Raw genomic sequence first — 24,217 nt, forward strand, 5'->3', positions numbered from 1 at the left:
GGGGTGCCCGCTTCAGCAATTGAGCATCTGGTCAAGCCGCTTGCGGGTCCCGATGCTGTCCAGTCGCCTTGCGGGAGAGGAACAATCCCAAGATGATCATGAGCGCACCGAGCCCCAGATGCAGCCAGTTATCGGCATCGTTCAGCGGGATGAAGTTGGCGGCGCTGTCGAAATCAATGACCAGCCCGTAGACCCACAGGGCCAGGTAGATGATTCCGCCGCCAATGAGGTAGCTGCGGGCAGCAGGCACGGTTCGCGCCATCAGATAGCCGGCAACACCGAAGAACAGATGCACGGCATTGTGCAGGTACGAGACCTGGAAAATTCCCAGCAGCTTGGCTTCAGAGTGGTGGCCGGCACCAGAGAGCGATCCGTAGTTGGTGGTGATTCCCGGAATGAATCCGAGGACGCCGACCAGGAAGAACACGATGCCGATCGCTAATGCGGCCTTTTGCACCAGCGGACGTGTTGCTATGACAGGATCTTTTGGATGTTCCATGATCTTGCTCCTTCATTCTGGCTGTTGCGATCGGAAGGAAACGTTGGCCAGGCATGCTGGCCGCCGTCATGCAAGCCACGCTAGGGGATTGCCGACTGGATGGCACGGGAATCTTCCAGTACCTAGGGAACGTCCAGCAACGGAGGTGCGTGGATCGGGGCGGAACCCGGCACCCGCCGGATTCCGCCCCGATCACCGCTGCGTGCAGGTTCAGCTCCTGCGCTAAGCCAGCGCGCCAGCGCTAGCGGGTTTGCCGGCCGCCTTCCCAGCCCTCGGCCTGCACCTGTTCCTTGCGCAACTGCGCTTCGAGGCGTTCTTCCTCGATGACTGTTTCCTTTTCCAGGCTGACCCGCTCAACTGGCTCAACAGTCTTCTCTACGACAGGACGCTCCTCGTGCAAGGTCACCTCCTGCTCGTCCTCAGCCAGTTCCCCGCTGGTGCCAGCGGCTTCGGCATCCGTGATGGGCTCGCGCTCAAGCCGCACTTCCTCATGGCTCACCGGCACCGTGGTGGCCACATCCTCGGTGACCACGTGCTTGCGCAGGCGCACCTTGCCGGTTTCCACGCTTTCGGTTCCCACATGCAGCCGCTCCTCGGAACGGATGGCAGAGGCCTGGGAAGTGCCGTCCACCGGATCACGCACGTCTTCCCGCGAATACTCGGCGCGGGCATCGGTCCCCGGGACGCCGGGCTGCACGGCGGCCTGGTCAGCTTCCTGGTAGGACAGGCTGTAGTAGTGGTAGAGCTCCTGCTCCTGCTCTGGGGTGAGCTGGCCCTCCGGATCGATGTTCGGGGCGTCCTTGACGGTCTGCTTGCCATAGGGCACCGAGAGCGTATCGCCGGCGACGGTTGCCTGGCTGAGCGGAACGAAGCTCTCGGAGAGGCCGAAGAAGCCCGTGCGGACGGTCGCCCATTCCGGCTGCCCGCTGCGGTCGTCAAGGAAAATCTGGCCGAATTTGCCGATCTTCTGGCCGTCGGGGCCAATGACGGTGCCGCCAATTGCGCTGAGTTCCTGAAGTTGTTCTGTGCTGATCATGGGTCTGTCCTCCTGCTGCGTTCGACTTCGGATCAATCCAGTAATTCCAGTCCGGCTGGCCAGTGGCCGGTCGGCTGAAGCTGCGCCTCCACGTGGGCGTGAGGGCCGCAGCTTGGCTTCTTGCTTTGCTTTGCCAAGCCGCGGTGATTAGAGCGTGGCACACTTTGCAAGCCCTTGCGCCGGGGCTTGTGCTTGCATGGCCGCAAGCTCAGTAGCAGCTGTGAAAAGCGGTCAGCAGGTGCCCGGGGCAGCTATCGGGCGTAGGACGAGGCGGGTGAACGGGCGCCTGAGAACAGCCGCGTCCGCAACTGCTGCGAAGCTGGAAAATCGCTGGGTTTCCTGCCGGAGAACGGCCGTCCCTGGCCAGCTGCCGTCTAGTGTTCAGTTCGTATTGCTGCCCAAGGAAGGCGAACCAGCATCCATGACCAGGACCTTTGGGATCGAAGAGGAATTCTTCCTCGTGGATCCGGAAACTGCCGCCCCGGTGCCGATGCCCGATGAGCTCAGCGCCCAGCTGCTTGGCCTCGATCTGCCGGGCACCACGGTCCACCGCGAACTTCTGGCCAGCCAGCTGGAAATCGTCACCGGAATCTGCACCTCCGCGCAAGAAGCCGTGGAAGCGCTGGTGCTGCGGCGCACCGCCATTGAGCGGATCTGCCGCGAACACCAGGTGCTTCCCCTTGCGTCGGGAACGGCGCTGGGGCTTCCGAGCACTACGGAGTTCACCAAGGGCCAGCGCTACACAACCATCCACGAGTTCGTCCCGGGGATCGCCCGCGAGCATTTCATCAACGGACTGCACATCCATGTGCATATCCCGGATGCCGCCGCCGGAGTCCGGGCGCTGAATGCCTTGCGCGGCTGGCTGCCGCTGATTGCGGGAATGGGCGCGAACTCTCCCATCTGGAACGGGGAGCCGACCGGCTTCGCGTCCTGGCGGACGGTGCACTACCGCAGATGGTCTGCGGCAGGCATCCCTCCGGCATTTGCGACAGCGCAGGAATACCAGCAGCGCATCGAGGACATGATCACCTCCGGGGCGTTGCTCGATCCGGGGCATATCGGCTGGTTCGCCCGCTTGTCGGTGAACCATCCGACCATTGAAGTCCGCGCGGCGGACACGCAGATGGCAGCCAGCGAATCCATGGCCCTGGCTCTACTCATCCGGGCCATTGCGGATACCGCTTCGGAAACGGACAGCCCTGCCAGCACGGCAGCGTCCGAGGTTCTCGACCTGGGCCTGTGGCAGGCGGCGAAGTCGGGAGTGGAAGGCACCTATTTCGATAGCGAATCCAGGACTCTCGTGCCTGCCAAGGCCATGATCCAGCGGGTGCTCGATTACGCGGGCCGTCAATTGCAGCGCAATGGCGATGAACAATTCGTGGCCGATTACCTGGACTCGCTCGCGAATTTCGGCAATGGTGCCACGCGCCAACTTGAGAGCTGGAACCAGGGCGGAGCGAAGCAGGTCGTGGCTGATGCCGCCAAGCTGTTCGCGCAAGCCTGACAGGTTTTTGCAGGAGCAGCGCGAACAACCAGGGGAGCGGCGCGCATGGAGAAATACCGCGGGTTCGGCAGAGGCCTACTATCAAGGCAGGGAGTCGATCCTGCATGAACGGCCGGCACGGGGGTGCTGGGGCGGAGGAAAGTGATTCCTGCATGCTCGCAACATCGAGGGGGAATCATGAGCACTCCAGCTGCAGTACCTGGGCGCATGACCAAGGAGCAGAAACGCGTCGCGGGAGCGACCATGGTGGGCACCACCGTGGAGTGGTACGACTACTTCATCTACGCCAATGCGGCGGCCCTGGTCCTGGCCCCGCAATTCTTCACTCCCGCCGAAGCGTCGCTGGGCTCCATCATCGCTTTCGCCACCGTCGGCATCAGCTTCCTCTTCCGCCCGTTGGGCGCGATCGTGATGGGCCGGGTGGGCGACAAGTACGGCCGCCGAGCGGTGCTGATCATCACCCTGGTCCTGATGGGCGTCGGCACCACATTGGTGGGCTTGCTGCCCACTTATGCGAGCATCGGCATCTGGGCTCCGATTCTCCTGATCTTCCTGCGCATCGTCCAGGGCTTCTCCGCCGGCGGCGAGTGGGGCGGTGCGGCATTGATGGCAGTGGAGCACGCGCCGGATCATGCCCGCGGCAAATTCGGCGCCTTCCCGCAGCTCGGCGTCCCGGCCGGCATGCTGCTGGCTTCCGCGGTCAGCGCCATTATCGCCGCCGTTCTCTCCCCGGAGCAGTTCATGGCCTGGGGCTGGCGCATCCCGTTCCTGCTCAGCTTCGTGCTGATCCTCATCGGCTACTACATCCGCCAGCGCGTGGAGGAGTCCCCGGTCTTCGAGGAAATGGCCCGGACCAAGCAGACCGAGTCGGCCCCGCTGTCCACGCTGTTCAGCAAGCACCCCAAGAAGGTCATCCAGGCGACGCTGGTATTCATGGGCAACAACACTGCCGGGTACATGCTCACCGGCGGCTTCATCCTGGGCTATGCAACGAACAAGCTGGAACTGCAGGCTGGCGACATCCTGAACATCATCACCATCGGCTCGCTGGCCTGGCTGATCTCCACCTGGATCGGCGGGGTGGTCTCGGACCGCATTGGCCGCAAGAAGATGTTCATCATCGGCTGGGTGCTGCTGCTGGCCTGGCTCTTCCCGCTGTTCCTGCTCATCGAAACCCGGAACCTGGCCTGGGTCACCGTGTCCCAGTTGGTCTTCGGCGCTTTCATGGGCTTCTCCTACGGCCCGTTGCCGGCGCTGTATGCCGAGCTGTTCCCGTCCCGCATCCGCCTGAGCGGTTTCTCGATCAGCTACGCCCTGGGCTCGGTGATCGGTGGCGCATTCGCCCCGACCATTGCCGCGGCGCTGGTGGGCCAGTTCAATACCACCGTGGCGGTCTCGACCTACCTGTTCATCTGGGTGGGCGCTTCGCTGATCGCAACCCTGACATTGAAGGACCGCACCGGAGCGGATCTGTATCCGCAGGAGGGCGCCACCGGAGCATCGGGAGGCCACACAGAAGAAGCCGGTCCCGAGCATTTATGATGTCTGGTGGCGATAGGGCAACTAGCTGCCCGTAACATCTGCGATACAAATTGCTGATATCTTGTCGCTCATGACGTTGTCCATCGAACCCGCAAACTTCGAGGATCCCTCCCTGAGAGCTTTCCTTGAAGCCCACCTTGCTGACATGGCGCCGCAGTCGCCGCTGGAGTCCCAACATGCATTGGACTTGGCTGCGCTACGCCAGCCAACCGTCCGGCTCTGGGCAGCGCAGAAGGACCAGCGCATCGTGGGGACTTGCGCGTTGGCGGTACTGGAGCCGGGCCACGAGGAGCTCAAGAGCATGCGGACGGACCCGGACTTCCGCGGGCAAGGCGTCGCTTCCCGGTTGCTGCTCCATGCTCTGGAGGATGCCGCGCAGCGCAAGCTATCGCGCATATCCCTTGAAACGGGAGCGATGGAGTTCTTCGCACCTGCACGCTCGCTGTACCGAAAGCACGGCTTCCAGCAATGCCAGCCCTTCGGTTCCTATCTGGAGGACCCTAACAGCATCTACATGACCCGGATCCTCGAACTGGACTAACTCTTGGGCATGGCGATGCCAGGAATTCTTGCGCCCATCGCGGCAAAGGCCATGAAGGACACCAAATTCGGTCGTTTCCGGGCAAGGCTGGAGCGCTGGCGAGGACTGGCTGAATCTAACTTGCTTGCCGGCTGTCCATCAGCCCGCCACTTCCGGAGGGTTCCTAGCAGTGGTGGGCTGATGGATTGCTTAATATGATCGTCAGGAGACAGCTGGCTCGGGGTGGCTGGTCGGGGTGTGGATGATATCGAAGTAGACATCGGTCTTTTCAGGATCTGGGAAGACGCGGTAGGTGAATTCTTCGCCGGTGAGCGTGACGATCTGCGAATCGCGGGTGAACAGCACCTTGCCAGCGTCATCCTTGGCGACGATGCTGCGGGTCTTGCCATCGTCGCTGACGGTCCAATCGCCCTGCATCTTGGGAGAGTCATCCAGGTTGTACATGTCGAAGGTTCCATCGGCGCGGAAGTAGGCGTTGCCCACGAAGTTGCTGACATCCTTGTCGGAGAGCTCCACTGCTTCGCCCTGGGCATCCGTGGCACCGGTGGTTTCCCAGGCGGTGGAGGACAGGATCTCGGACGGGGTCATGGTGCTGGTGGCTGCTGATGCGCCCTGCGTGGCTTCGGCGGTGCTGCCTGCGTTGGCCTGCCCGGCCTCGGCACCGGAGGTGCACCCGGCCAGCAGCCCGATGGCCAAGGATACGCCGCCCAGCGACATGAGCAGCTTGGAGGTATTGATGTGCTTCTTCATGGGTTCTGCCTCGATTCACAAAAGATGATGTCCACTAAGGCCCGGTGGGGCTTGGTGATAAATCAATCTTGTCGTTTCAAGCCAGCAAAGACATCGGCCATCAAGCTGGGACTGGCGGCCTGGTGGATGAGTCTTCCAGCGCCTTGCGGTACCTAGCGCATGCCCTCCCGGCGGAGGGCGGTGGTGATCGCCTCGACGCGTGTTTCCACGCCCAGCTTGGCATAGATATGGGCCAGGTGGGTCTTGACCGTAGCTTCCGAGATGAACAGCCGCTGGCTCAGTTCCTTGTTGCCAAGCCCCTCGACCAGCAGGCTGAGCAATTCCGCCTCGCGGGGAGTCAGTGCCTCGTCGGGGTTGCGCAGCCTGCGGAAGAGCTTGGAGGCCACCGGGGCGCTCATCACGCTCTTTCCATTGGAGGCACCGCGCACGGCGCTGAAGATCTCCTCCGGAGCGGCATCCTTGAGCAGGTAACCCATGGCGCCGGCATCCACGGCCCGCACGATATCGGCATCTGAATCATAGGTGGTGAACACCAGCACCGCCTGCTTGGCGTTGCGCTGGCGGATTTCCTTGATCGCGTCGATGCCGTCCATGCCCGCGCCCATGGCCAAATCCATGACCACGACATCGGGGGAAAGATTTTCAAGGATCCGCAGGGCGGCCTCGCCGGAGCCGGCCTCGGCGATGACCTCGATATCCGGCTGGGTATCAAGCAGCGCCTTCAGGCCGCTGCGGACCACGAGATGGTCATCGACCAGAAGCACCGAAAATGTTGTCATGAGTTGTTCTCCTCGCTCGGGATCTGCGCGGCGATGATGGTCCCGGAGCCCGGGGTGCTTTCCACTGAGAATTCCCCGCCGAGTTGTTCCACGCGCCGCCTCATGGCGCGCAGCCCGTAGCCGCCGGACTGGGAGGGGGCCTGGAGCTTTTCCGGGGTGAAGCCCCGGCCGTTGTCATGGATGTCCAGGGTGACGGTGTCCTGGAGGAAACCGATGGTGACGGTGGCCTGGTCCGCCCCGGAATGCAGCTTCACGTTGGCAGCGGCGCTTTGCACCACGCGCAGCAGGGCATGGCGGACCTCGGGCGATACAGCGCGCTCGGTGCCCACGACATGCAGCTGGAGATCCGGGAGGTAGGCGGCCGCGGCTTCGCGGAGCACCTCGGGCAGCGGACCTGCATCAGTGGCAGGCGAAGCCAGGTCATGGACCAGCCGCCGGGTTTCCATGAGGTTCTGCCTGAGCAATTCGCTGGCCTGGCGGACTTCATCCTGCGAGGCCGCGGTAGGCCAATTCCGGTTGGCTGCTTCGAGCAGCAACAGGCTGCTGGCCAAGCCCTGGGTCACTGTGTCATGTATTTCCCGGGCAACGCGTTCACGCTCGGTGATGATGCCGGCGCGGCGCTCGCTGGCCGCTAGTTGCAGCTGAGCACTGGAGATCTCTTCGTTCAGCCTGCTCTGCTCTGCCGCGTCCTGTTCCATCCTGTCCAAGATCAGGGTCAGCATCGCGCCGATGGCGATGGGCCCGAGAAGCATGACGATGTCCCTGTCATCGCTGAACATGTACCAGCTCAACGCCGCGGCCAGGACGGTCAGCCCGCCTGCCAAATACCCGGCTATTCCGCGCAGCGTCCTGCGGCACAGGAAGAAGAGTCCGAAGGAACACCAGGCGAAACTCGGTGCGAGGAGCACCAGAACGGAGGAAGTCGCTACCAGCACGACGACCCATCGGGCCTGGCCCTTTCCCCGGTTCACCATGAATGCGGTGACCAGATAGAGCGCGCAGACCACGCCGGCGAGCACCATAATCCAGAGATTTTCCACCGGATCATGGCGCAGGACGTAGCGGATGAGTGCGGTGAACATGAGCACGGCAAAGCCGACATGCACCAGGGTGTCGATGTTGGCTCGTGGCGCAAGCATGAATTGAGGGGGAGCAGTAGCGGTAGGAATGGCAAGACCTTTGTCGTGATGTAGATGCTTTCCCCATGGTAGGACCTGGGACAGGTTTTGTGCTCCGCCTTCTGGATGGTTTTCATCGCCTATCGGACGATGCCCGCAGCAGCCGTGGTGCTGGATGATGGGAGGAAGCCCGTTTTCCGGACTACGGGAGATCCCCAGCAAGGAGCGCTCATGAGCAAGAACCAGAACCCATCAACTGCCACGGAGATCAAGGCTACTGGCCATGGAAGAAGGGCCTTGGGCATCGGGGCGCTGTCTCTTGCGGGTTTGGCTGTTCTCGCAGGGTGTTCCATGGCAGCGCCTGAAGCTAAACTCGTGGGTCCTCCGGCACCGTCCAGTACCGAATCCGCATCTCCAGAAACCACGGCACCGGAAGCGAGCCTCACCGCCGTGGAGCAGGATGAATTGGATCAGCGGCTGATCCGCGCGGCCAAGGACGATGACGTGGAACTGGTGCGGGAACTGATTGCCGCCGGTGGGGACGTCAATGCCAAGGATGATCTTGAGGATTCGGCCTTTCTCTATGCCGGGGCCGAGGGGTTCAACGAGGTTCTGGAACTAGCGCTGCAGAACGGGGCGGACGTTGAAAGCCTCAACCGCTATGGAGGGACCGCGCTCATTCCGGCCAGCGAGCACGGCCATGTGGAGACCGTGAAGATGCTCATCGAGGCAGGTGTTCCGCTTGACCATGTGAACAATCCGGGATGGACCGCGCTGCAAGAAGCCGTCTTGCTTGGCGATGGAGGGCCAAACCAGCAAGAGGCCGCCAGGCTGCTGCTGGCCGCCGGGGCGGATCCGGGGATCACCGACCCGCAGGGGCGCACCGCCCTGGAGAATGCGCGCCGGCTCGGATTCGACGAGCTGGCCGAAGCCATCGCCGCGCATCAGTAGTTCCCCGGCGCAGGATTGAGCCGATCGCCGTGCTGCCTGGCGGGGTGGTTCCACTCTTATTTCTGAAGAGCCAGATTAGTCCGCGATAAGTTCCCGCCCGATTCGCTCAGAAGCATGAACAACGGATATGGGGTCGATGAGGCGCTGCTGGAATTAAGAGGATCTTGCGGCGATCAATCCCGGCTGCCCGAAGTCTCATCTTGCTCGGAATCAAAGTCATCGATTGACTGAAATTCGCTGACGCCGAATCCCGGGCTCGTGGCGATGCCTGGGCGGTATCCCTCCACATAGCCGAAGTAGCTACCGCCGTCCTCATCGGTATCCGTTTCGGATTCTGGATCGCTGGTGCCGCCGAGGAAACTGCGGGTCAGGGCGGCTGAATCATCCATCAACTCGCCCGCGGCTACGCGCAGGTGATGTCCTGTCGGAGTGGCGTCCTGCAAGGCCGCTAGAAGCACCGACCGACGGATCAGTTCGCGGGCAAGAGATGCGGTCGTCCCCTCGATAGTTCCCGCTACCTCGTCCAGGGTTTTGGAATCCAGCCGGATCTTGGAACCATAGAGTTCCAGCAGCTTGCGGCGTCCAGCTAAATCAGGCCGGGGAATCTCCACTGCTAAATCTATGCGCCCGGGACGCTGAACCAGAGCTCGTTCCAGCGACTCAACGCGGTTGGTGGTCAGCAGGAATACAACATCAGCATCAGAATCCAGCCCGTCCATTGCATCGAGCACCTCGAAAAGCAGCGGCTGCGGGCCGTGGCCGAAGGAACGGTCCTCGGCGATCAGATCGCAGTCCTCCAGCACCACCACGGCCGGTTGCAGGGCGCGTGCCATGCGGGCGGCCTCGCTAATGAATTGCAAGGTATTGCCCGAGAGTAGCACCACCGTGTGGTCGGTGGCTTCGGAAACCAGATGCCTGACCGTGTGGGTCTTGCCCGTGCCTGGCGGACCGTAGAGCAGTACCCCGCGCTTCAGATGTGCGCCGTGGCGCAGTAACACCTCGCGCCGGTCTCCGATGCTGGTGACCTGTGTACTGATGCGTTCCAACGTGCCTTCCGGGAGGATCACCTGGTCGGCGGTGACCTGTGGGCGCGGATGGAAGCTGACGCCGGCCACCGACGCCGAGTATTCATCGTTGGAGAAAGAGATGACCTGGCCGCGGAATATGCTGCTGGAACGCAGTCCTTCGCGGAAGCCAGAAAGGAAGCGATCGATGGTTGTGCCGTCGGCGCAGACGATTTCCAAGGTGGCAGCACTGCGTCCGTACTGCGGATTGGCCTGACGCAGCAACAAAACCGTAGGATGCCCGCCCAATGTGAACAGAAAGACGCCAAGGCTCACGAAGCGTTGGTGTTCACCTGGGCCTATGGGTAGCAGAACATAGCCAGGTTCGCCCAACAGGCCCTGTTCGTAGCCCTGCGTGAGCAACTCGGAGAGATCTGAATGGTGTCTTGAATTGCCGGACAGGCCGAGCAACTGGACGTCAGTGGCTGCAGCGAGCAGTCCGTCAATTACATTGTTGGCGTCAGCCAGCCGGTGCGGTCCGAAGGATTCGGTGACCACGGAAAGCGTGGAGGGATCGATGCTCAGATATTCGGCCACTGCTGGGCGTAGCCGGCGGCCAGAAGCCTGCGGCAGTGACTGCTCGGCTAATTTAGCAAGAGATGCAAAGTGCGTGATGAAATCGCTCAGCTGTGGATCCATGTCCTGAAGGCTATCAGTCTAACTGTCCTTTAATCCGTGGGTCACCGAAAGTTTCTTCAAGCTAAGCAGGAGATGCTCTTGCTCGCTCTTAGCTGATCGGAGGGTGCGAAGCCTATGTAGGCGACTCACCATCCAATCGCCATATTCAGGTTCTTCGCCGAGGCATGCATCCGGCCCCGGTCTGGTCCTGTTACAGCGGCTAGGAGGACGCGGGTATCTTCGATGATTCGGGTTGCCAGCAACATGCTGGCGTTCGGTGCGACCCCTGGAATCGGATCACATGACCGACCAGACGGTCCTGATCGATGGCGGGATCCACTTCTCCTGAGACGCAAATAGGGTAAGGATTCCACCGTGGGGCACTGTTACTCCAGGGTGGAATCCTTGGCTTCATTCGATTGGCGGCCTCGAAACTAAGACAAGGTATGGGCGCTAGGCGTCCGCGGGTCTGAGCCACGACCGGAATTCAGGGTCCAGATTCAGCGTCCGTCAGGGGCATTGCACAATGGTGCTGGTCAGGCGGTTAGACAGGGGATTGGCATGATTGATTATGGGACGCCTCCAGTTAGGTCGGACAGGGTAAGTAACAGATCAGTGTCTCGTGCGGAGCCATAATCCAAAGTACAAGGTCCTGATCGCTTCTCGCACGCTAATGGCCGGTGTGCTTAACTTGCTCATCGATTTCCCTTCCTGAGGGTGAAGGTGAACCATGAATGGCATAAAAACAACGTCGGGGGATACGCCCGGCTACCGGGCTCAGGATCAGATGCGGAATAGGATGGCCTGATGAATCCATCCCCGTATCTGCAAACCCGCCGCCGCCTCGTTGCCGCCGCGCCTTCAGAGATCTTCGAACTGCTCAGGGATCCGGTCATGCACCCGGTCATCGACGGCTCCGGAACGGTGCGGGCCTCGAACGCCGAGGGGAGCAAACTCACGCTGGGCAGCGAGTTCGGCATGCAGATGCGTCTGGGGGTCCCTTACCGGATCAGCAATACGGTGGTGGAATTCGAGCAGGACCGGCAGATCGCCTGGCGGCACTTCAGCGGGCATCGCTGGCGCTACGAGCTGGAAGCAGTCGGGTCCGGGACAATGGTCAGCGAAACCTGGGACGCGAGCCGGGTTCGGCACCAATGGCTGCTGAGGCTGATGGGCTTCACACGGAGCACCGGGCCCAATATGGAACGCACCCTGGAACGGCTGGCCGCGCAGTTCCCCGAGGTCTCCGAGTAAGGGGCCCTTTGCCCTGAGTAGCTCGTCGACGACGGGGCAAATCAGCATGCCCATCGGCGGTCAGCTGGGGTAATACGGCAATCCGGGGCGGATCAACGCGGGCTTTTTCATCATCGAGCGGGTGATGATGCTCTTCACGGTGGTGGCCGACCGGTTGGCCGTTGCTTCCAAGAACGCCTACGCCTGAGCCTGCCATTCGGACTGGGCCGCGCTCTTCGGCGCCTGCGGGCTCAGAGATCCTTAGGATTCCTCGTCCACTCAGTAGGTAATGAGCGGTCCTTCAATGACGGGCAACCCGGTTTTCTGGCAGAGGCGGTTCAAACGGAGAATCCGTCATCAATCATTGCCGTGGTGTCCGCAGCGAAATCCTTAAAGCGGACTTCGCGGATCGCATCGATGCCGTCGGACCGCTATCTTCCGGAACGACGATTCATGTAGAGGCGATGTCGATGACGTTGCTGCTCGATCGCGTTCTGGCCCACGCGATCAAGTACACCAACTTAGCGTTTTCCGCTTCGCGGCTTGGTATTCACGGGTGTCCGGCCCGAGGCCTTGGAAGGATTCCAGGGCGGGGTAACTGGAAGGGGAGGAAGGGTGAAAAGGTCCGGACTTCCCATCTCGTTGCTCCTTTCTACGTACGCCATCAACACTTGCGCCGTTGCTGTCGCATCGGCCAGTGCGGTATGCGCCTTTCCTGCTTCTATGTTGAGTCTCCTGCAGGTTTCGGCAAGCGTGGCGGGATGGTCTGGATGGGATTTCTTGCTTAGCTGCATGGTGCACAGTGTGGGCCAGGACGGGGCCTGCACTCCGGCACGTGCGAATTCATTGATCAAGAAGCTGATGTCGAAGGAAGCGTTGTGGGCTACTACTACGGCTCCAGCGAGCTGTTGGGCAATTTCGTCCAGGACCTCGGCAAATCGTGGAGCGGAAACAACATCTCCAGGGCGGATGCCATGGAAATGTACTGGTCCGGTCGGCCGATCCGGATTGATCAGCGTTGACCATGTGCTGATGACACCTGTCGCGTCGAGCCGGACGATCGCGATCTCCACGATCCGATCTCTTTGTGCGGAGAATCCTGTTGTCTCGACATCCACAACGGCAAAAGGCACCGTGCAGCGTTCAGTCGAGGTATTGCCGGGTGGGAAGGACATACTCTCAGGGAAGGAGACTTCGGAATTCTTAGGGTCGGCGCCAGAGGCTTCACACGATTCAGAGAGGCGTCGAAGTACTGGCCAAGTCGTGTCAATATCCAGAGAACTTGCCGCATAGGACAGGGTGAGCAAGTTATCATCCAAATACATGTCATGCTTGTCCCTGTTTTTCACAGCGACGTTTTTCGCCAGAGCGGGTGGTTCAGGTTTTTCCGACGCTGCGAGTTTTCTTAGCAGGGTGCCCAATTGTTCAGGGGATGTCTTCCTGAGATTCAATGCCACGCCATCGAGACTTACGTCAAGGCCGTAAGACGTGAGCAGCACATGTAGGGTGTTCATGATCCGGTCGCCAGCCCAGGGGAACAGAATTATGTCATCGCCCCATGAAATTAGCGGCTGCTTTGCCAAATTCATTCTCTTGTACGCGGCCCTCCCTTCGGACAGGAGGGTCTGTGCGCCGAGATCGAGGTAGGCAGGAATATCCTCTCCCTCATACAGCAGACGCATCCGCTGCCGGATGCCATCGGCGATCTCCGCGCCACCCCCGGAAAAAGCCGGAGGCCTCCCGCCACGGGCTTGGGCGAGGTCAATAACCTTGTTGGCCGTGTCTACCATTAGGACTCGCCAGCGCCGTCCGGCGAAGATCAGAAGATTGCCTTCGATAACGGGGTGGTCGATCGGAATAGAGCCCAAAGTGCGCCCCGATGTGATGAGACGGTACTCCTCAGCGGACTGGAATGCGCTGTAGAAGCTGTAGTGATTGACAAGCCGATCACCAACGCGCCCTGGAAGCAGAGTTCCATCCGAGGCCTGCATTATGAGGTCTTCCTCGCCCAGTCCCCGAAGCAATCTGATAAACATCGGCCGGTCGACGTGCCCGAAAGGTCCCGCTTCGCAAAGGGCACCGTAAATTTCCGCAGCCGTTGCACCTCCATGCTGGGCTATCACGGACAGCACTTGTTGGATCAGCGTTGAGAGATGGAGTCCATTGGTGTTCGGCGGTTCGTACCATCTTTCAAGCAGCAACTCTATGGTCGCCACAGTCTCAAACGTCTGAGCGCGGAGTTGGTCCACGGGAGGTGTGCGGTGATCCACTACTTGCTCTGAAACATATAGACGTAGGGTTGCAGCGCCGCCCCGACGTCCCGACCGACCCAGCCGTTGCCTGAGGGCTGAAACGCTTCCCGGAGCCCCTATCTGGACCACCGTGTCAGCGGATCCGATGTCAATGCCCATTTCAAGTGTCGACGTACAGACCGCGGTGGCCGGGGTTCCCGAAGCGCGCAGCCGGGACTCCACGTCCTCACGGAATTCCTTGGACAGATTTCCATGATGAGGGAAAAACTCATTGACTACTCGGTTACGTTCGCTTATTTGTTTGAGGAGGTCAGCATAGGTTTCCACGTTGGAGCGCGAATTCGCGAAGACCAGGTTGTCCTGACCGCGAAGATTTCGGAACAGGTGTTCAGCTATGGCTTTTTTGTCGACACCGGCATCAAATTCTTCCTCATCAGCGGTATGGGCCGAGGCGGGGCCAGAACCGATGTAGCCGCGCAGCTGCATGCGCAATTCGGCTTTGTCATCGCTGTTCTCACCGATCAGTTGAACAGCGGCTCCCTGTTTCGGGCGCAGGAATTCCGCAGCGACGGTTAAGTCCGCCAGCGTGGCAGAGAGCCCGATGCGCGGGATTCTTCGCCGGAGGGCTAGCTCCACACGATGCAGCAGTGACTGGACCTGTGCCCCTCGTTCAGTTCCGATGAAGGAGTGCATCTCATCGACCACAATGTACTGAAGTCCGTTCAGGATCCCTGGAAGGCGGGTTCCCTGCGTGACGAACATAGCTTCGAGTGACTCCGGCGTAATCAGTAATAAGCCGTCAGGTGTTTCCCGCAGGGCCCTGCGGGCACCCCCGGTGACGTCGCCATGGCGGCGGTGTACCGGCATGTCGACGCTTTCGGCCAAGCTTTCAAGTCGCCCGTACTGGTCGTTGATCAGGGCCTTCAGCGGTGAAAGGTAGAGGGCTTTGACGCCGGAGGGCACCGGGCCGCTGTCCCTTTGCTCAGCCAGAGCTGAAAGGATCGGCAGCCATGCCGCTTCGGTTTTGCCGCTGGCGGTGGGGGCACTGATGATGACGTCGGTGTTCCCCCGCAGGATGGGGTCCACTGCTTCCGCCTGAGTTGAGCGCAGCTGATGCCACTTCTGGGCCCAAATCCAAGCCTGGACGTGTTTGTGCAGGCGTGCGAATGCTGCGGCGGGAACGCTCACATCCTCAGAGCTTGAAGACCGAAAGATCATCGTCGGTGCTCTGGCTCAGGGGGTTCTCCTGAATCTGGACCTGGGCGCCGGTGGATCCGGGTACAGGCGACTGTGCGATCTTCCGCGCAGTCGATTCAACGCCTTGTTCTGGGAGTTCCAGGGGCGCGAGGCCGGGGTTTGATTCCCTCTCGAGCGTGACGCCGGAAAGCAGGTCCTGCCAATTATGTTCAGGGTTTTGCTCCAGCACTGCGAGAAGGTCCAGAAAGCCCTTGATCGTATTTCGGGGGGTCCGGAAGTAAGCGTCACCAATCCGTTCAGCACAGTGATGCATGTATGCGGCAATGCCCTCGTCACTGACGAGATAGGCCGATTTGTCTCCGGCCGCCTGCACATGCCTGAGCTTGGTGAGCAAGACATAAAAGTCTTCCGGTGTCAGGCTGGCCAAGCGCAGTACGGGTCCGGAGTAGTCCACGAGTCCATCGACGGCATAGCTGTTCTCTTCCAGACGCGACTGCAAGGCAGCGTATGAGTAGAGTCCGCGGCGGGGATCGAGGAGGAAATCGGGAGTCCCGCCAAATATGAACCCGAGACCTGACGCTGATCCCTGGGTCGAGTCATTCAGGATCCTCAGGATTTGCTCGTAATTCGAATTGCGGGCCTGGCTGTTCGCCAGCTTGTAGAGGTTCACCATCTCGTCCAAGCAAATGAAGATTCCACCGAAGCCCGCAAGACGGACGAACCGTGCCAGGAGCTTCAGTTGGTCGTAGAAATTGGCGTCGTCCACGATGGTTCGCACGCCCAAGGCGATGCGTGCGTCGGTTCGGGTGGTGAATTCTCCGCGCAGCCATCGGACGGCGTCCGACTTGAGCTGTTCGTTGCCGCTATCGTGTCCCTGCCAATATTTGGCGATGACTTCCGCGAAGTCATAACCTCCGGTGAGTTCGGAGAGTGAGTCCAAGTTTCGGCGGATGATGCTTTCCACTGCTTCACCGGAGGCTCGGGATTCGGTCAGCGCCTGGGTGACGAAGCGCTCGACAACGCTGGACATGGCTCCGCCTTCGGGTTTGGCCCTGGTGGACATGTTGCGCATCAACTCGGCATACAGGCTTCGGGCTTGTCCGCCGGTGGCGTGCAAGCGTCGATCGGGCGACAAATCGGCGTGGACGGTGACAAGCTTTTGCTGGAGGGCGATGGAGCGGACAACGTGAAGGAAGAAAGTCTTGCCTGAACCGTAGTCACCGATGACGAAGCGGCTTCCGGAGCCTCCGTCGTTGATGCGGTTGATGTCCGAGAGCAATGCCTGCACTTCGTTGGCCCGTCCAACCTGAACGTGCTGTTGGCCAATTCGTGGGACAACGCCGGCGCGCAGGGACTGGAGGAGTGAGTCGCGTTCACGGGGCCGGATGGTGGGGAGTGAAGGAATGGTCATGAAAGAAGCTCCTGCAAGGCGTAGGCGTTGACGGTCAAGGTTTCTTCGCCTTCGATGAGGGGTTCTTCGGAGGCTTCAAATGCTGCTTCATTGAGGGTGTCTCGGGCGCCCTCCGGAAGAAGGCCATGTAGGGCGGCCAGATCTTGGAATTCATTCCAGTTGAGTTGTTCCAGCCCAGCCAAGGCGTGCACGAGCATCGAATGAGCCGGGTCGAGACCTCCGACTACGTTGGCTGGCGAGAACTGCTTGTGTGCGACCCCTGGCGTGGGTTCTTCGAGCGTTTCTGGTTGCGTTGATGCCGGTTCGAGCTCTTGTGATTCGTTGTCGAAGATCTTTGTCAATAGATCTGATATGACCAGAGTTTCAGCCATTTTGGCCTGTATGACCTTCGGATCCAGGGCGAACCCGCTTCCAGTCTCGGTCAGGGAATCAACGGGAGCTGTCGGGCGCGGAGGTATCGGGTAGCCCGCATCCTCCTGTCCTGCTGGGCGAACCGTAACAGGTTGCGTGGCTGGGGTTGTTCCCGTAGCCATCACCGCATGTATTTTGCTTGCAACGGTGGAGCCATCAAGGCCGAGCAGCTTGTAGATCTTCTGCAAAGTGCTGACCTCGGCAGGAGCAATATGTCCGTCGGCGGCAGCCAAAGTAACAAGCATGTCAGCCACCGAAATCTTTTGGTCCTCAGTGAGACTGTTGAGGCGTTTGGTGAGGCCCGTCAGTTTTACCTCTGTCGCCCCTAGCCACTTCAAGTGTGCTTGCAAGCGGGTGCGTTCAGAACTTGTCAGCTGCAGGGATGATTCCAGGTGGGCCGTGAGATGGTCCAGTTCCGCCGGCGCGACATGACCGTCTGCGGCTGTTACAGCCGCTGCCAAATGCACCATCGTCAATGCGGTACTGTAGGCCGAGGTTGGTGAGTGCGGGCTGCCGGGTTGACTGCGGAACAGGATCACCGGAGCATTGGCCGCGATCGTGGGGCCTCCGAACCGGACATCGGGCTCCAGCCCTGCACCCAGATTGGCCAAGAGTGTGGCCAAATTTACCGTGTCGGGTTTGCTGAGCTTGTCTGCACCCGCGGATGGCCAATGTTCAAAGAGCTCCGCCCCGGTAAGCTGCGTTGTATCGAATTCGTCGAGTTTTGCCGCCACCCAACCCCGGAATTCATGGACTGAACCGGTGGCTTCGGCGATCAGATCAGGCGGTAGAAGGGCAGCGGCAACCAGGGTTCCGGCCTTGTCCGGGTTACGGCCCAGCCAACGACTATAGGAGTCCAATTCGGCAGTAACCTCCTCAATCAGTGCAGAGAGTTTCTTGGCTGGTGCTTGCTGCGCGAAAACATCCGGTATGTGACTCATGGACAAGTCCACAGAACCGATTTGGGAACTTGCAGTCCGGTAATTGAGCTTCATCCTGGATTTTCCAGGCCTGACGGAAAAACCTTCCGCGTATTTTTGTTCGTATCTGATGTGGAACAAGCGCGTGAATTCCTCCGTGCAGCGGGTGGCCGGTGTCCGCACCGTAATCTCGGGATGAAACCATGCCCATGCAAGTGCCCACTCAGCCGGGATCGGCTTGCCGTCGGCTGCCAAGTCGCCCAGTTGGACCTTAAGACTCGTGGGAACGAGCCATCGTGGCTCTGCCAAAGTCGGAGGTTGAAGCTGAGCTGCAGTCGGTGCCTGCAGCATAAGGAAGTCGATAACATCAAGAAATTGGGAAGCATAGCTAGAGAATGAGCCGCTGCTATCGCCGTATAAGCGGAGCAGGTCAACCATCTCGGCACGGACCTGTACCAGTTCTCCTGCCAGGTCCGGCTGGTCTGCGATATCGAGAAGGACGCGCCGTTCGAGCCCGTACATGAATAAGAAGACGTAGCCGATTGGGATGTCCGGGGTCCTCCGCCCCTGGGCGAGCCAGCTGAGGTAGGCTGCTCTTCCCGCTGGGGTAATGTCCGCGTAGGACGGCCAATAGCCCAAGCACTGCCCGGACCAGTCGGGGTTTTTTAGGTCGATGCGAAGAGACGGATCGACTAGTGAAGGCTCCGTGCCGCCACGTGGCGACGAGAGCGTCTTGCCGGCATAGATCATCCCGGGCACCCGGAGCTCACTGCCAACCCGAACCGTTTCATCCGGCGCGTACCACCGCGCCTTGGCCAAGGAGCCAACCCTGGGTCGCGGTGCGCCACCTGTAGACGCGTTGACGTTGAGTACGTCTGTCGCGCTCGATGTCGTAGATTCCAGCGGCATCGATGGAGGTCCGGGATGCAGAGCGGTCGGCGGCTTGAGTGGGATGGAGTCCTCGCCGACCCAGCCTCGTTGGGGGAGTGCCGCGCGACCCCGCAATTCCTCAGCGAAATTCTTGGCCGATTCCGTCTGGGACAGTTGAAGGATCCAGCGGAAACCAGCGGACGTCGACAGCTGAATGTTCGTATATCTCATGATGGGCAGAACGGGATTGTTTTTGAAACGGCGATCCGGTCCGCCTTTCTTGTTCACGTACTGCCAAGTCGTGCCGAGCTGAATGCCGTCCGAAGGAACTGATCCGGGAGACTCAATGAATTCGACGTCTCGCTCAAGAACCTGCAAGGCGTCGTAGCCGAAGTCTGTGAAATGTCCCTTTTCGGCGACGAGAATGCGGTCAGGTAAGAAGTAGATCGATGAACGGCCCGACGTCATCCCTGGAACCGTGATATTGGTGACCAGCCCTTTGGGGCCTTGATCGGAGAAGGAGGCTCCAGCTCTCCCGACCAGCGATCCGGCGCCGGCGTTAACTTTCTGTTGGTACCCCACGTTGAGAGAAGCCGATTCATCAATCCGCCAAAGTCCCTTCGACTGTGCCACATACTGCCCGGCATCAAAGAGAGACTGAAAGCGACGCGCATATTCGTCGTCGACGTCATAAAAAACGACGGCAGATTTTCGGGCCCGGTCAGATAAGACCGCCCACCAAACCAGCGGTACTCCTAGAAGGAACACCAAGAAGCCAAAGGGCATCGTCATCAAGCCCAGCAGAAGAATCGCAAGTACTACCCAACGAGTCAGCGGCTTACGCCGCGAGGCACCATTTAGCTGTGAAATGAGGTCATCCGAGGATGTTGGCAGGAGCGTCTGGATGCTCGCCCCCGTTTGATCCTCAAAAACGATGTCGGACGATGTTGAAGTAGGTGGGGCAGGATTGGCAGGAGCGTACTCTTCAGGTGCCGGAGATTGCCCTTTGCCGAAACTGGTCTGATAATTGATGCCATCGGTGCTCATCCGAACAAGGTTCCCGCGGGGACCTGATCCGATACGAAAGCCGGGAACACCGGTGCTCACGCCTACCCCTGTTCGACTCAAGTTGAATCTATACGGGCCAGCCTTCAGGCTCTTCCGAACATAAAACCCCATTATTGCTTCCCCCCCAGTGTAGATAGCACTGGTCCGATCTCCTGATCGGACCAGGGTGCCATATTGTCGCGGCCAGCTCGAGCGCTTCTTCAACTGGGCACGCGATCGGATAGGCGGGCGAAGAAGTCGAAGCAGTCGCAGGCATACGGTGAAACCTGTTCTCAGCATACGATCTTTTCTCGATGAATCTCGGTAAGAGGCGCGTTGTCCGTAGCATCCGCTAATCACATGACGATGCAGTTTGGCCTCAAATGGTTAGTCTGGATGGTTGCACCATCTGGAATTTCACGGGACATTCAGGTTGCTTCGATAACCGCTCGTGCATCCCACGTCTGAAGGTGACGAACCACTTTTAAGACACGGACCGGCCGACGTGCTGAATGCAGTCATGTGGCCATCAGATGGGCTGCGTATAAACGAGTGCACTATCCGCCTGCAACCGACACCGCTCAGATTGTGTCTTAGTTGTCTCATAGAGATACCCGGACTTGACCGCCACATCGATGTTGTCCACCGAACCTTCTTAGGCATTGTTCGGCAGCTCAAGCGCTGCGGCCTGATGTACTCAGGTACTTTAATCGTGAAGTAGTGCGAGGGAACGCTGCCGAAGCTTCGCGCGATACCAGCTTTCCTTCCAAGCTCTTGATCGGCGCAGGCATCATTGACCTGAGAAACGGTGACCGCTTTGGCTGTCATTCAAGGTTGAAAAAGAGGGACCGGGTAAATCTCCGTGTCAGATGACACACCCAGGCTTCGCTTTATGCACCGAGATCTCGAGGTCACGTGTATCTCAACTATGAATACTTTGATGAGATGTTGTTGAATTGAGAGCGGCTAGTAGGTTGAGCGCCCACATCGAAGTTGCATGGGATTCAGACGGTCTCAATCACATGTCTCATTCAATTTCGCCGCAAGATCGTTGATTCAAGACACTCTATGAGGCATCGTCTATCCTGCAACCTTGAAATAGTCTCAAATATGGAAATACTTTCGGGGGGAATTGATGGCTGAGAAGTCTGCAGAAAAACGAGTCGTAGTTAGATTCGGCGAAGGCCAATGGGAACGACTGGTTTCGAGAATGGACGAGTATGGACGGGATTGGGTTACGGTGAATCTGCCTTCCCTCAACCATGGGAAGGAACCATATTCTCCACAAGTCGAGCGGATTGTATTGATCGCCGTCGAAGACCACATGCTGGGCATGGCTTTGGCCCGCAGTCTGGGAAACTCAGGAGACTTAGATGTCAAAGTTCGGCTGAAGCATATTAGTTGTTTTTCCCCAACCGGAATTGATGCTGTCATAGATCTAATGGACAACGTCAGTAGGCATCACGCTATGGCAGTTTTGCGCGGTGGAGGAATTCTTCCACCCAAAGCGTCAGCGGAGGTCTTCAACTCATTGCGCGTGCTGAACGCGGAAACAGGCGAAATTTTGGACAGCCTACTTGAATTGCAGAGTAGAGGCGCTAACTACACCGAGCTTGGAATTGCTCAAGCAGAGCAGAAAGATGCCGTTGTATTAGGCCTGACGATCGCAGGAATTGACGCAGCACCACTGCTTTCGGACGTGGAACTTTCTGCATCGGACCTGCCATTTTTGAGCCAGGTCACCAACGGCACGGCATCAGAAGCAGCCATAATCAGACACGACGCTGGGGTGTTTGAAGACTGGCTCGAAATTGACGGACAGATCTACGATGTAGCGCACTTTGTGGATAGGAAAGATGCGAGACGGAAAGTATCGATCATCTATGCAGACAAAGAAGAACTAGAACGCGTAACAGGTACGGACCTGATTTACTACAGGGCGCACTACCCGGGATACGTCCTGGTCCAATACAAGCGGATGCGAAAGAACACAACAACTAGCAAATGGTCATATCGTCCTGACGAACAGCTTGGCATAGAGCTGACCCGGATGAAAAACATAATGCCTGCTGAGGTCACAAGCCAGGAAGTAGCGGACTGGAGGCTAAACAGCGAGCCCTTCTACATCAAGCTTTGTGAGGACGACATGAAGCGAAAAACTCAAAGTGGGCTAGCAAAGGGAATGTATTTCCCGCTGAGCCTCTTCGAACGAGTATTAGTATCGAAGGAGATTTTGGGACCCAAAGGTGGGAAGAACATCGGTTGGGAAACGGCCGGGCGATGGCTCAGCAACACCCGTTTCATTGACTTCTTGAAAGATGGATTTATCGGTTCCGCAGCGAGCGCTACTGACGAAATCTCGAAGATCATCAACAATGCATTGGAAAGGGACAGAGGAGTTGTTGTCGTAAGGGATGAATTTGAAGGTTCAACTAACCCCGGTTTGACAACCTGAATTTCTTTCACGACGCGGCGTCGACTGTTGGTGAATCTGTGCCACTGGTCGATGTCTTGGAAAAACTGATTGGTCTAGGTGGATACCGTGCCTAACTCATTCGCGAAGCATCAAAGCCGAGTGACGGTCAATGTAGCTGCTTAGTGTCGGGGAGGCCAAACCGCATCCGGTGTTGTTGACAATTGGCCATAGCGTCCGGCTGCTTCATCAAAAAGCAAACCGGCCTCATGAACGAGACTAGCCAGCACGGGCAAGGACGTACTCAACTCATCCACGGGATCAGAGCCTTCTTCATCATCGGAGGCAGAGGTTCTTGCATTGAACATCATTGAAGCCCACTGCTTGCCATGCGCAAAGCCACTACATATTTGCCAAGCATTGAACCAGGTCGTCGTCGGTCCTTCGTGAGCGAACTCCAGGGACTTCAAAATATCTCCCGACCCGGCAGGCTTCCAGTCCTTCCCCGCGGGAAACCCCTCAATGGGCAGGCTCGCTCCGGCGGCGATTACTCGCAAATCTTCAAAGCTAACTGGTTTCGGTGTGGCGAACGATTTCGACCATTCCATTTGGAAGCCGTTCAGGAGTTTCACCTCGTTGAGCCAGTGCCGGATGCACCTCTTGATTCTTGCCTTTCGCGCAGTAGGCGCCATAAGCCACAATGCCTGGCTCGTTGCTTCCAGGTGAGCACGAACAAGAGAATACGGACCATGCAGCGGAGCTGTGATGTTTGGTCCATCCTTTGTTTCCACCACAATGAGCTGCCGAAGATTATCGGAAAGGTGGGCAGCCGTTGTTAGTAAATCTAGGACCAGCGCAGTAAGAGGATAGCCTCCTAGAGCTCGATCATCTTGCTCCAAAACGCTCCCCGGCTCAGCACGAGAAAACTCATTGAGATCCATGGCAATTTCTTGATCGTGCGCAAGGCGCATCAGCAATATCTGCTTGCTGGAAGCGATTGAATCTTCGACGGACGCGCTGGCGGGGGAACTGTACATTCGCAAATCTCTCCAACTGACTATTGTGTGTCTGGAATTCCGGTAGCCGCTACTTTGCGCTGTCGGCGGAGGTTCGCTCCACTATGCGGTACACCATGCTTCGTGCGACTCCGAAGAGTTCAGCGATTTCGGCGCTGGTGTGCTTGCCACCGTGGTGGAGGGCGACGATGTGTTTTTCCTGGATCGGGGAGAGCTTGGGTTGCTTGCCTCGGAGCCTGCCTTTGGCGATCTGCATGCCTGCGCGGGTGCGAGCGCGGATGAGGTCGGAGTCGAATTCGGCGGCCATGGCCAGGACATTCAAGAGCGGATTGCCGACGGGGACGCTGGGGTCGTGGATGGATCCGCCGAGGCTGAGCTTGATATTGCGCTTCGTGAGGTTCTCGACGATGTCCCGCGCGTCGGGCAGGGAGCGCGCGAGGCGGTCGAGCTTGGTGATGGCAAGGGTGTCGCCGGCGCGGCAGGTGGCGAGGGCCTGTTCGAGTCCGGGGCGTTCGCGGTTCCTCCCGGTGAGGCCGTGGTCGACGTAGACTAACTCGTCAGGGACGCCGAGTGCTTTGAGACCGGCTTGTTGGGAGCTGAGGTCCTGTTGGTTGGTGGAGACGCGGGCGTACCCGACCAGGTGCGGTGACATGCCCCAAGTGTAGCGTTTGGGCTACGGGGGATTCGATCGATCGAAGCAACATCGACCGAGAAACAATCCAGGCATTAGTAGGCGCCATACTTGGGGTTTCGGCAACCAAGGGTGTGTTCATCACGACTAGTGCCTTTACTCAGCACGCCAAAGACTATGCGTCCGGCATCCCGACTCGCATTATTATGTTCGACGGAAATCGCCTGGTCCCTCTCCTGTTTAAGTACCGCGTTAGCGTCCAAATTGAGAGAAGCTACGACGTCGTGGACATCGATAAGGACTTCTTCGAGTTGACCAATAAGCAATGATTGGGTTGTTCCGGTGAAAACTTAGGGCAATGGATCCTACTCGTAGTTTCGCGGCTGTGTCCCTTCAGCAATAGTCTGTCAG

General features: G+C 59.0%; 18 protein-coding genes. 7 read left to right on the forward strand and 11 right to left on the reverse strand.

What is annotated here, in order from left to right; genetic code table 11:
* Positions 1–31 precede the first annotated feature (31 nt).
* Together ACIOU9_RS09310 and ACIOU9_RS09315 are read right to left on the reverse strand one after the other, a co-directional pair.
* Positions 32–499 carry a DUF4383 domain-containing protein gene (locus tag ACIOU9_RS09310; protein ID WP_402696704.1) on the reverse strand — a complete coding sequence of 156 codons (468 nt, stop codon included), beginning with the start codon at positions 497–499 and terminating at the stop codon, positions 32–34.
* Positions 500–740: 241 nt separating this feature from the next.
* Entirely contained in the window at positions 741–1,535 is a 795-nt protein-coding gene (locus ACIOU9_RS09315; RefSeq protein WP_402696706.1) for a YsnF/AvaK domain-containing protein, read from the reverse strand.
* Between the two features lie 421 nt (positions 1,536–1,956).
* Here ACIOU9_RS09315 and ACIOU9_RS09320 point away from each other — a divergent pair, with 421 nt between their 5' ends.
* From ACIOU9_RS09320 to ACIOU9_RS09330, 3 genes are all read left to right on the forward strand, one after another.
* Positions 1,957–3,042, forward strand: a complete 1,086-nt coding sequence (locus tag ACIOU9_RS09320; RefSeq protein ID WP_402696708.1) for a YbdK family carboxylate-amine ligase — start codon at positions 1,957–1,959, stop codon at positions 3,040–3,042.
* 177 nt (positions 3,043–3,219) lie between these two features.
* On the forward strand, positions 3,220–4,584 hold the full coding sequence (locus ACIOU9_RS09325) for an MFS transporter (protein WP_402696709.1): 1,365 nt from the start codon (positions 3,220–3,222) through the stop codon (positions 4,582–4,584).
* 70 nt (positions 4,585–4,654) lie between these two features.
* Positions 4,655–5,125 (forward strand): GNAT family N-acetyltransferase, encoded by a 471-nt coding sequence (locus tag ACIOU9_RS09330; RefSeq protein WP_402696711.1) that lies wholly within the window; start codon positions 4,655–4,657, stop codon positions 5,123–5,125.
* 201 nt (positions 5,126–5,326) lie between these two features.
* Here ACIOU9_RS09330 and ACIOU9_RS09335 read toward each other — a convergent pair whose 3' ends face one another.
* The 3 genes from ACIOU9_RS09335 to ACIOU9_RS09345 form a co-directional block, all read right to left on the reverse strand.
* Complete coding sequence (locus tag ACIOU9_RS09335) at positions 5,327–5,875, reverse strand: DUF4822 domain-containing protein (RefSeq protein WP_332489366.1); 549 nt, start codon at positions 5,873–5,875, stop codon at positions 5,327–5,329.
* Positions 5,876–6,027: 152 nt separating this feature from the next.
* Positions 6,028–6,654, reverse strand: a complete 627-nt coding sequence (locus ACIOU9_RS09340; protein ID WP_402696713.1) for a response regulator — start codon at positions 6,652–6,654, stop codon at positions 6,028–6,030.
* Positions 6,651–7,793 (reverse strand): sensor histidine kinase, encoded by a 1,143-nt coding sequence (locus ACIOU9_RS09345; RefSeq protein ID WP_402696715.1) that lies wholly within the window; start codon positions 7,791–7,793, stop codon positions 6,651–6,653. The genes ACIOU9_RS09340 and ACIOU9_RS09345 overlap by 4 nt, the downstream gene beginning before the upstream one ends.
* Positions 7,794–8,003: 210 nt before the next feature.
* On the opposite strand from ACIOU9_RS09345, the gene ACIOU9_RS09350 reads away from it, so the two are divergent.
* Positions 8,004–8,723: an ankyrin repeat domain-containing protein gene (locus ACIOU9_RS09350; protein WP_402696717.1), complete on the forward strand. Its 720-nt coding sequence runs from the start codon at positions 8,004–8,006 to the stop codon at positions 8,721–8,723.
* Between the two features lie 173 nt (positions 8,724–8,896).
* Here ACIOU9_RS09350 and ACIOU9_RS09355 read toward each other — a convergent pair whose 3' ends face one another.
* A complete protein-coding gene (locus ACIOU9_RS09355) occupies positions 8,897–10,426 on the reverse strand; it encodes an ATP-binding protein (RefSeq protein WP_332499456.1) in 1,530 nt (509 codons plus the stop codon).
* Between the two features lie 786 nt (positions 10,427–11,212).
* On the opposite strand from ACIOU9_RS09355, the gene ACIOU9_RS09360 reads away from it, so the two are divergent.
* Complete coding sequence (locus tag ACIOU9_RS09360; protein WP_402696718.1) at positions 11,213–11,659, forward strand: SRPBCC family protein; 447 nt, start codon at positions 11,213–11,215, stop codon at positions 11,657–11,659.
* A gap of 500 nt (positions 11,660–12,159) precedes the next feature.
* On the opposite strand, the gene ACIOU9_RS09365 is transcribed toward ACIOU9_RS09360, so the two are convergent.
* The 3 genes from ACIOU9_RS09365 to ACIOU9_RS09375 are packed head-to-tail and all read right to left on the reverse strand — an operon-like array spanning position 12,160 to position 20,046.
* Positions 12,160–15,078, reverse strand: a complete 2,919-nt coding sequence (locus tag ACIOU9_RS09365) for an exonuclease domain-containing protein (RefSeq protein ID WP_402696720.1) — start codon at positions 15,076–15,078, stop codon at positions 12,160–12,162.
* Positions 15,079–15,082: 4 nt separating this feature from the next.
* Positions 15,083–16,498, reverse strand: a complete 1,416-nt coding sequence (locus tag ACIOU9_RS09370) for an ATP-binding protein (RefSeq protein ID WP_402696721.1) — start codon at positions 16,496–16,498, stop codon at positions 15,083–15,085.
* Positions 16,495–20,046 (reverse strand): TerB N-terminal domain-containing protein, encoded by a 3,552-nt coding sequence (locus ACIOU9_RS09375; RefSeq protein WP_402696953.1) that lies wholly within the window; start codon positions 20,044–20,046, stop codon positions 16,495–16,497. The genes ACIOU9_RS09370 and ACIOU9_RS09375 overlap by 4 nt, the downstream gene beginning before the upstream one ends.
* Positions 20,047–20,881: 835 nt before the next feature.
* Between ACIOU9_RS09375 and ACIOU9_RS09380 the strand changes: the two genes are divergently transcribed.
* Positions 20,882–22,201: a hypothetical protein gene (locus ACIOU9_RS09380; protein WP_402696722.1), complete on the forward strand. Its 1,320-nt coding sequence runs from the start codon at positions 20,882–20,884 to the stop codon at positions 22,199–22,201.
* Positions 22,202–22,341: 140 nt separating this feature from the next.
* On the opposite strand, the gene ACIOU9_RS09385 is transcribed toward ACIOU9_RS09380, so the two are convergent.
* Both ACIOU9_RS09385 and ACIOU9_RS09390 read right to left on the reverse strand, forming a co-directional pair.
* Positions 22,342–23,196: a hypothetical protein gene (locus ACIOU9_RS09385; RefSeq protein ID WP_402696723.1), complete on the reverse strand. Its 855-nt coding sequence runs from the start codon at positions 23,194–23,196 to the stop codon at positions 22,342–22,344.
* A 49-nt stretch (positions 23,197–23,245) separates the two neighbouring features.
* The gene (locus ACIOU9_RS09390) at positions 23,246–23,827 is read right to left on the reverse strand and encodes a recombinase family protein (RefSeq protein WP_402696725.1); all 582 of its coding nucleotides are present in this window, start codon (positions 23,825–23,827) and stop codon (positions 23,246–23,248) included.
* Here ACIOU9_RS09390 and ACIOU9_RS09395 point away from each other — a divergent pair.
* On the forward strand, positions 23,821–24,135 hold the full coding sequence (locus ACIOU9_RS09395) for a restriction endonuclease (RefSeq protein ID WP_402696727.1): 315 nt from the start codon (positions 23,821–23,823) through the stop codon (positions 24,133–24,135). The genes ACIOU9_RS09390 and ACIOU9_RS09395 overlap by 7 nt on opposite strands.
* Positions 24,136–24,217 lie beyond the last annotated feature (82 nt).

Source organism: Glutamicibacter sp. NPDC087583, from assembly GCF_044743685.1.
Lineage (GTDB): Bacteria > Actinomycetota > Actinomycetes > Actinomycetales > Micrococcaceae > Glutamicibacter.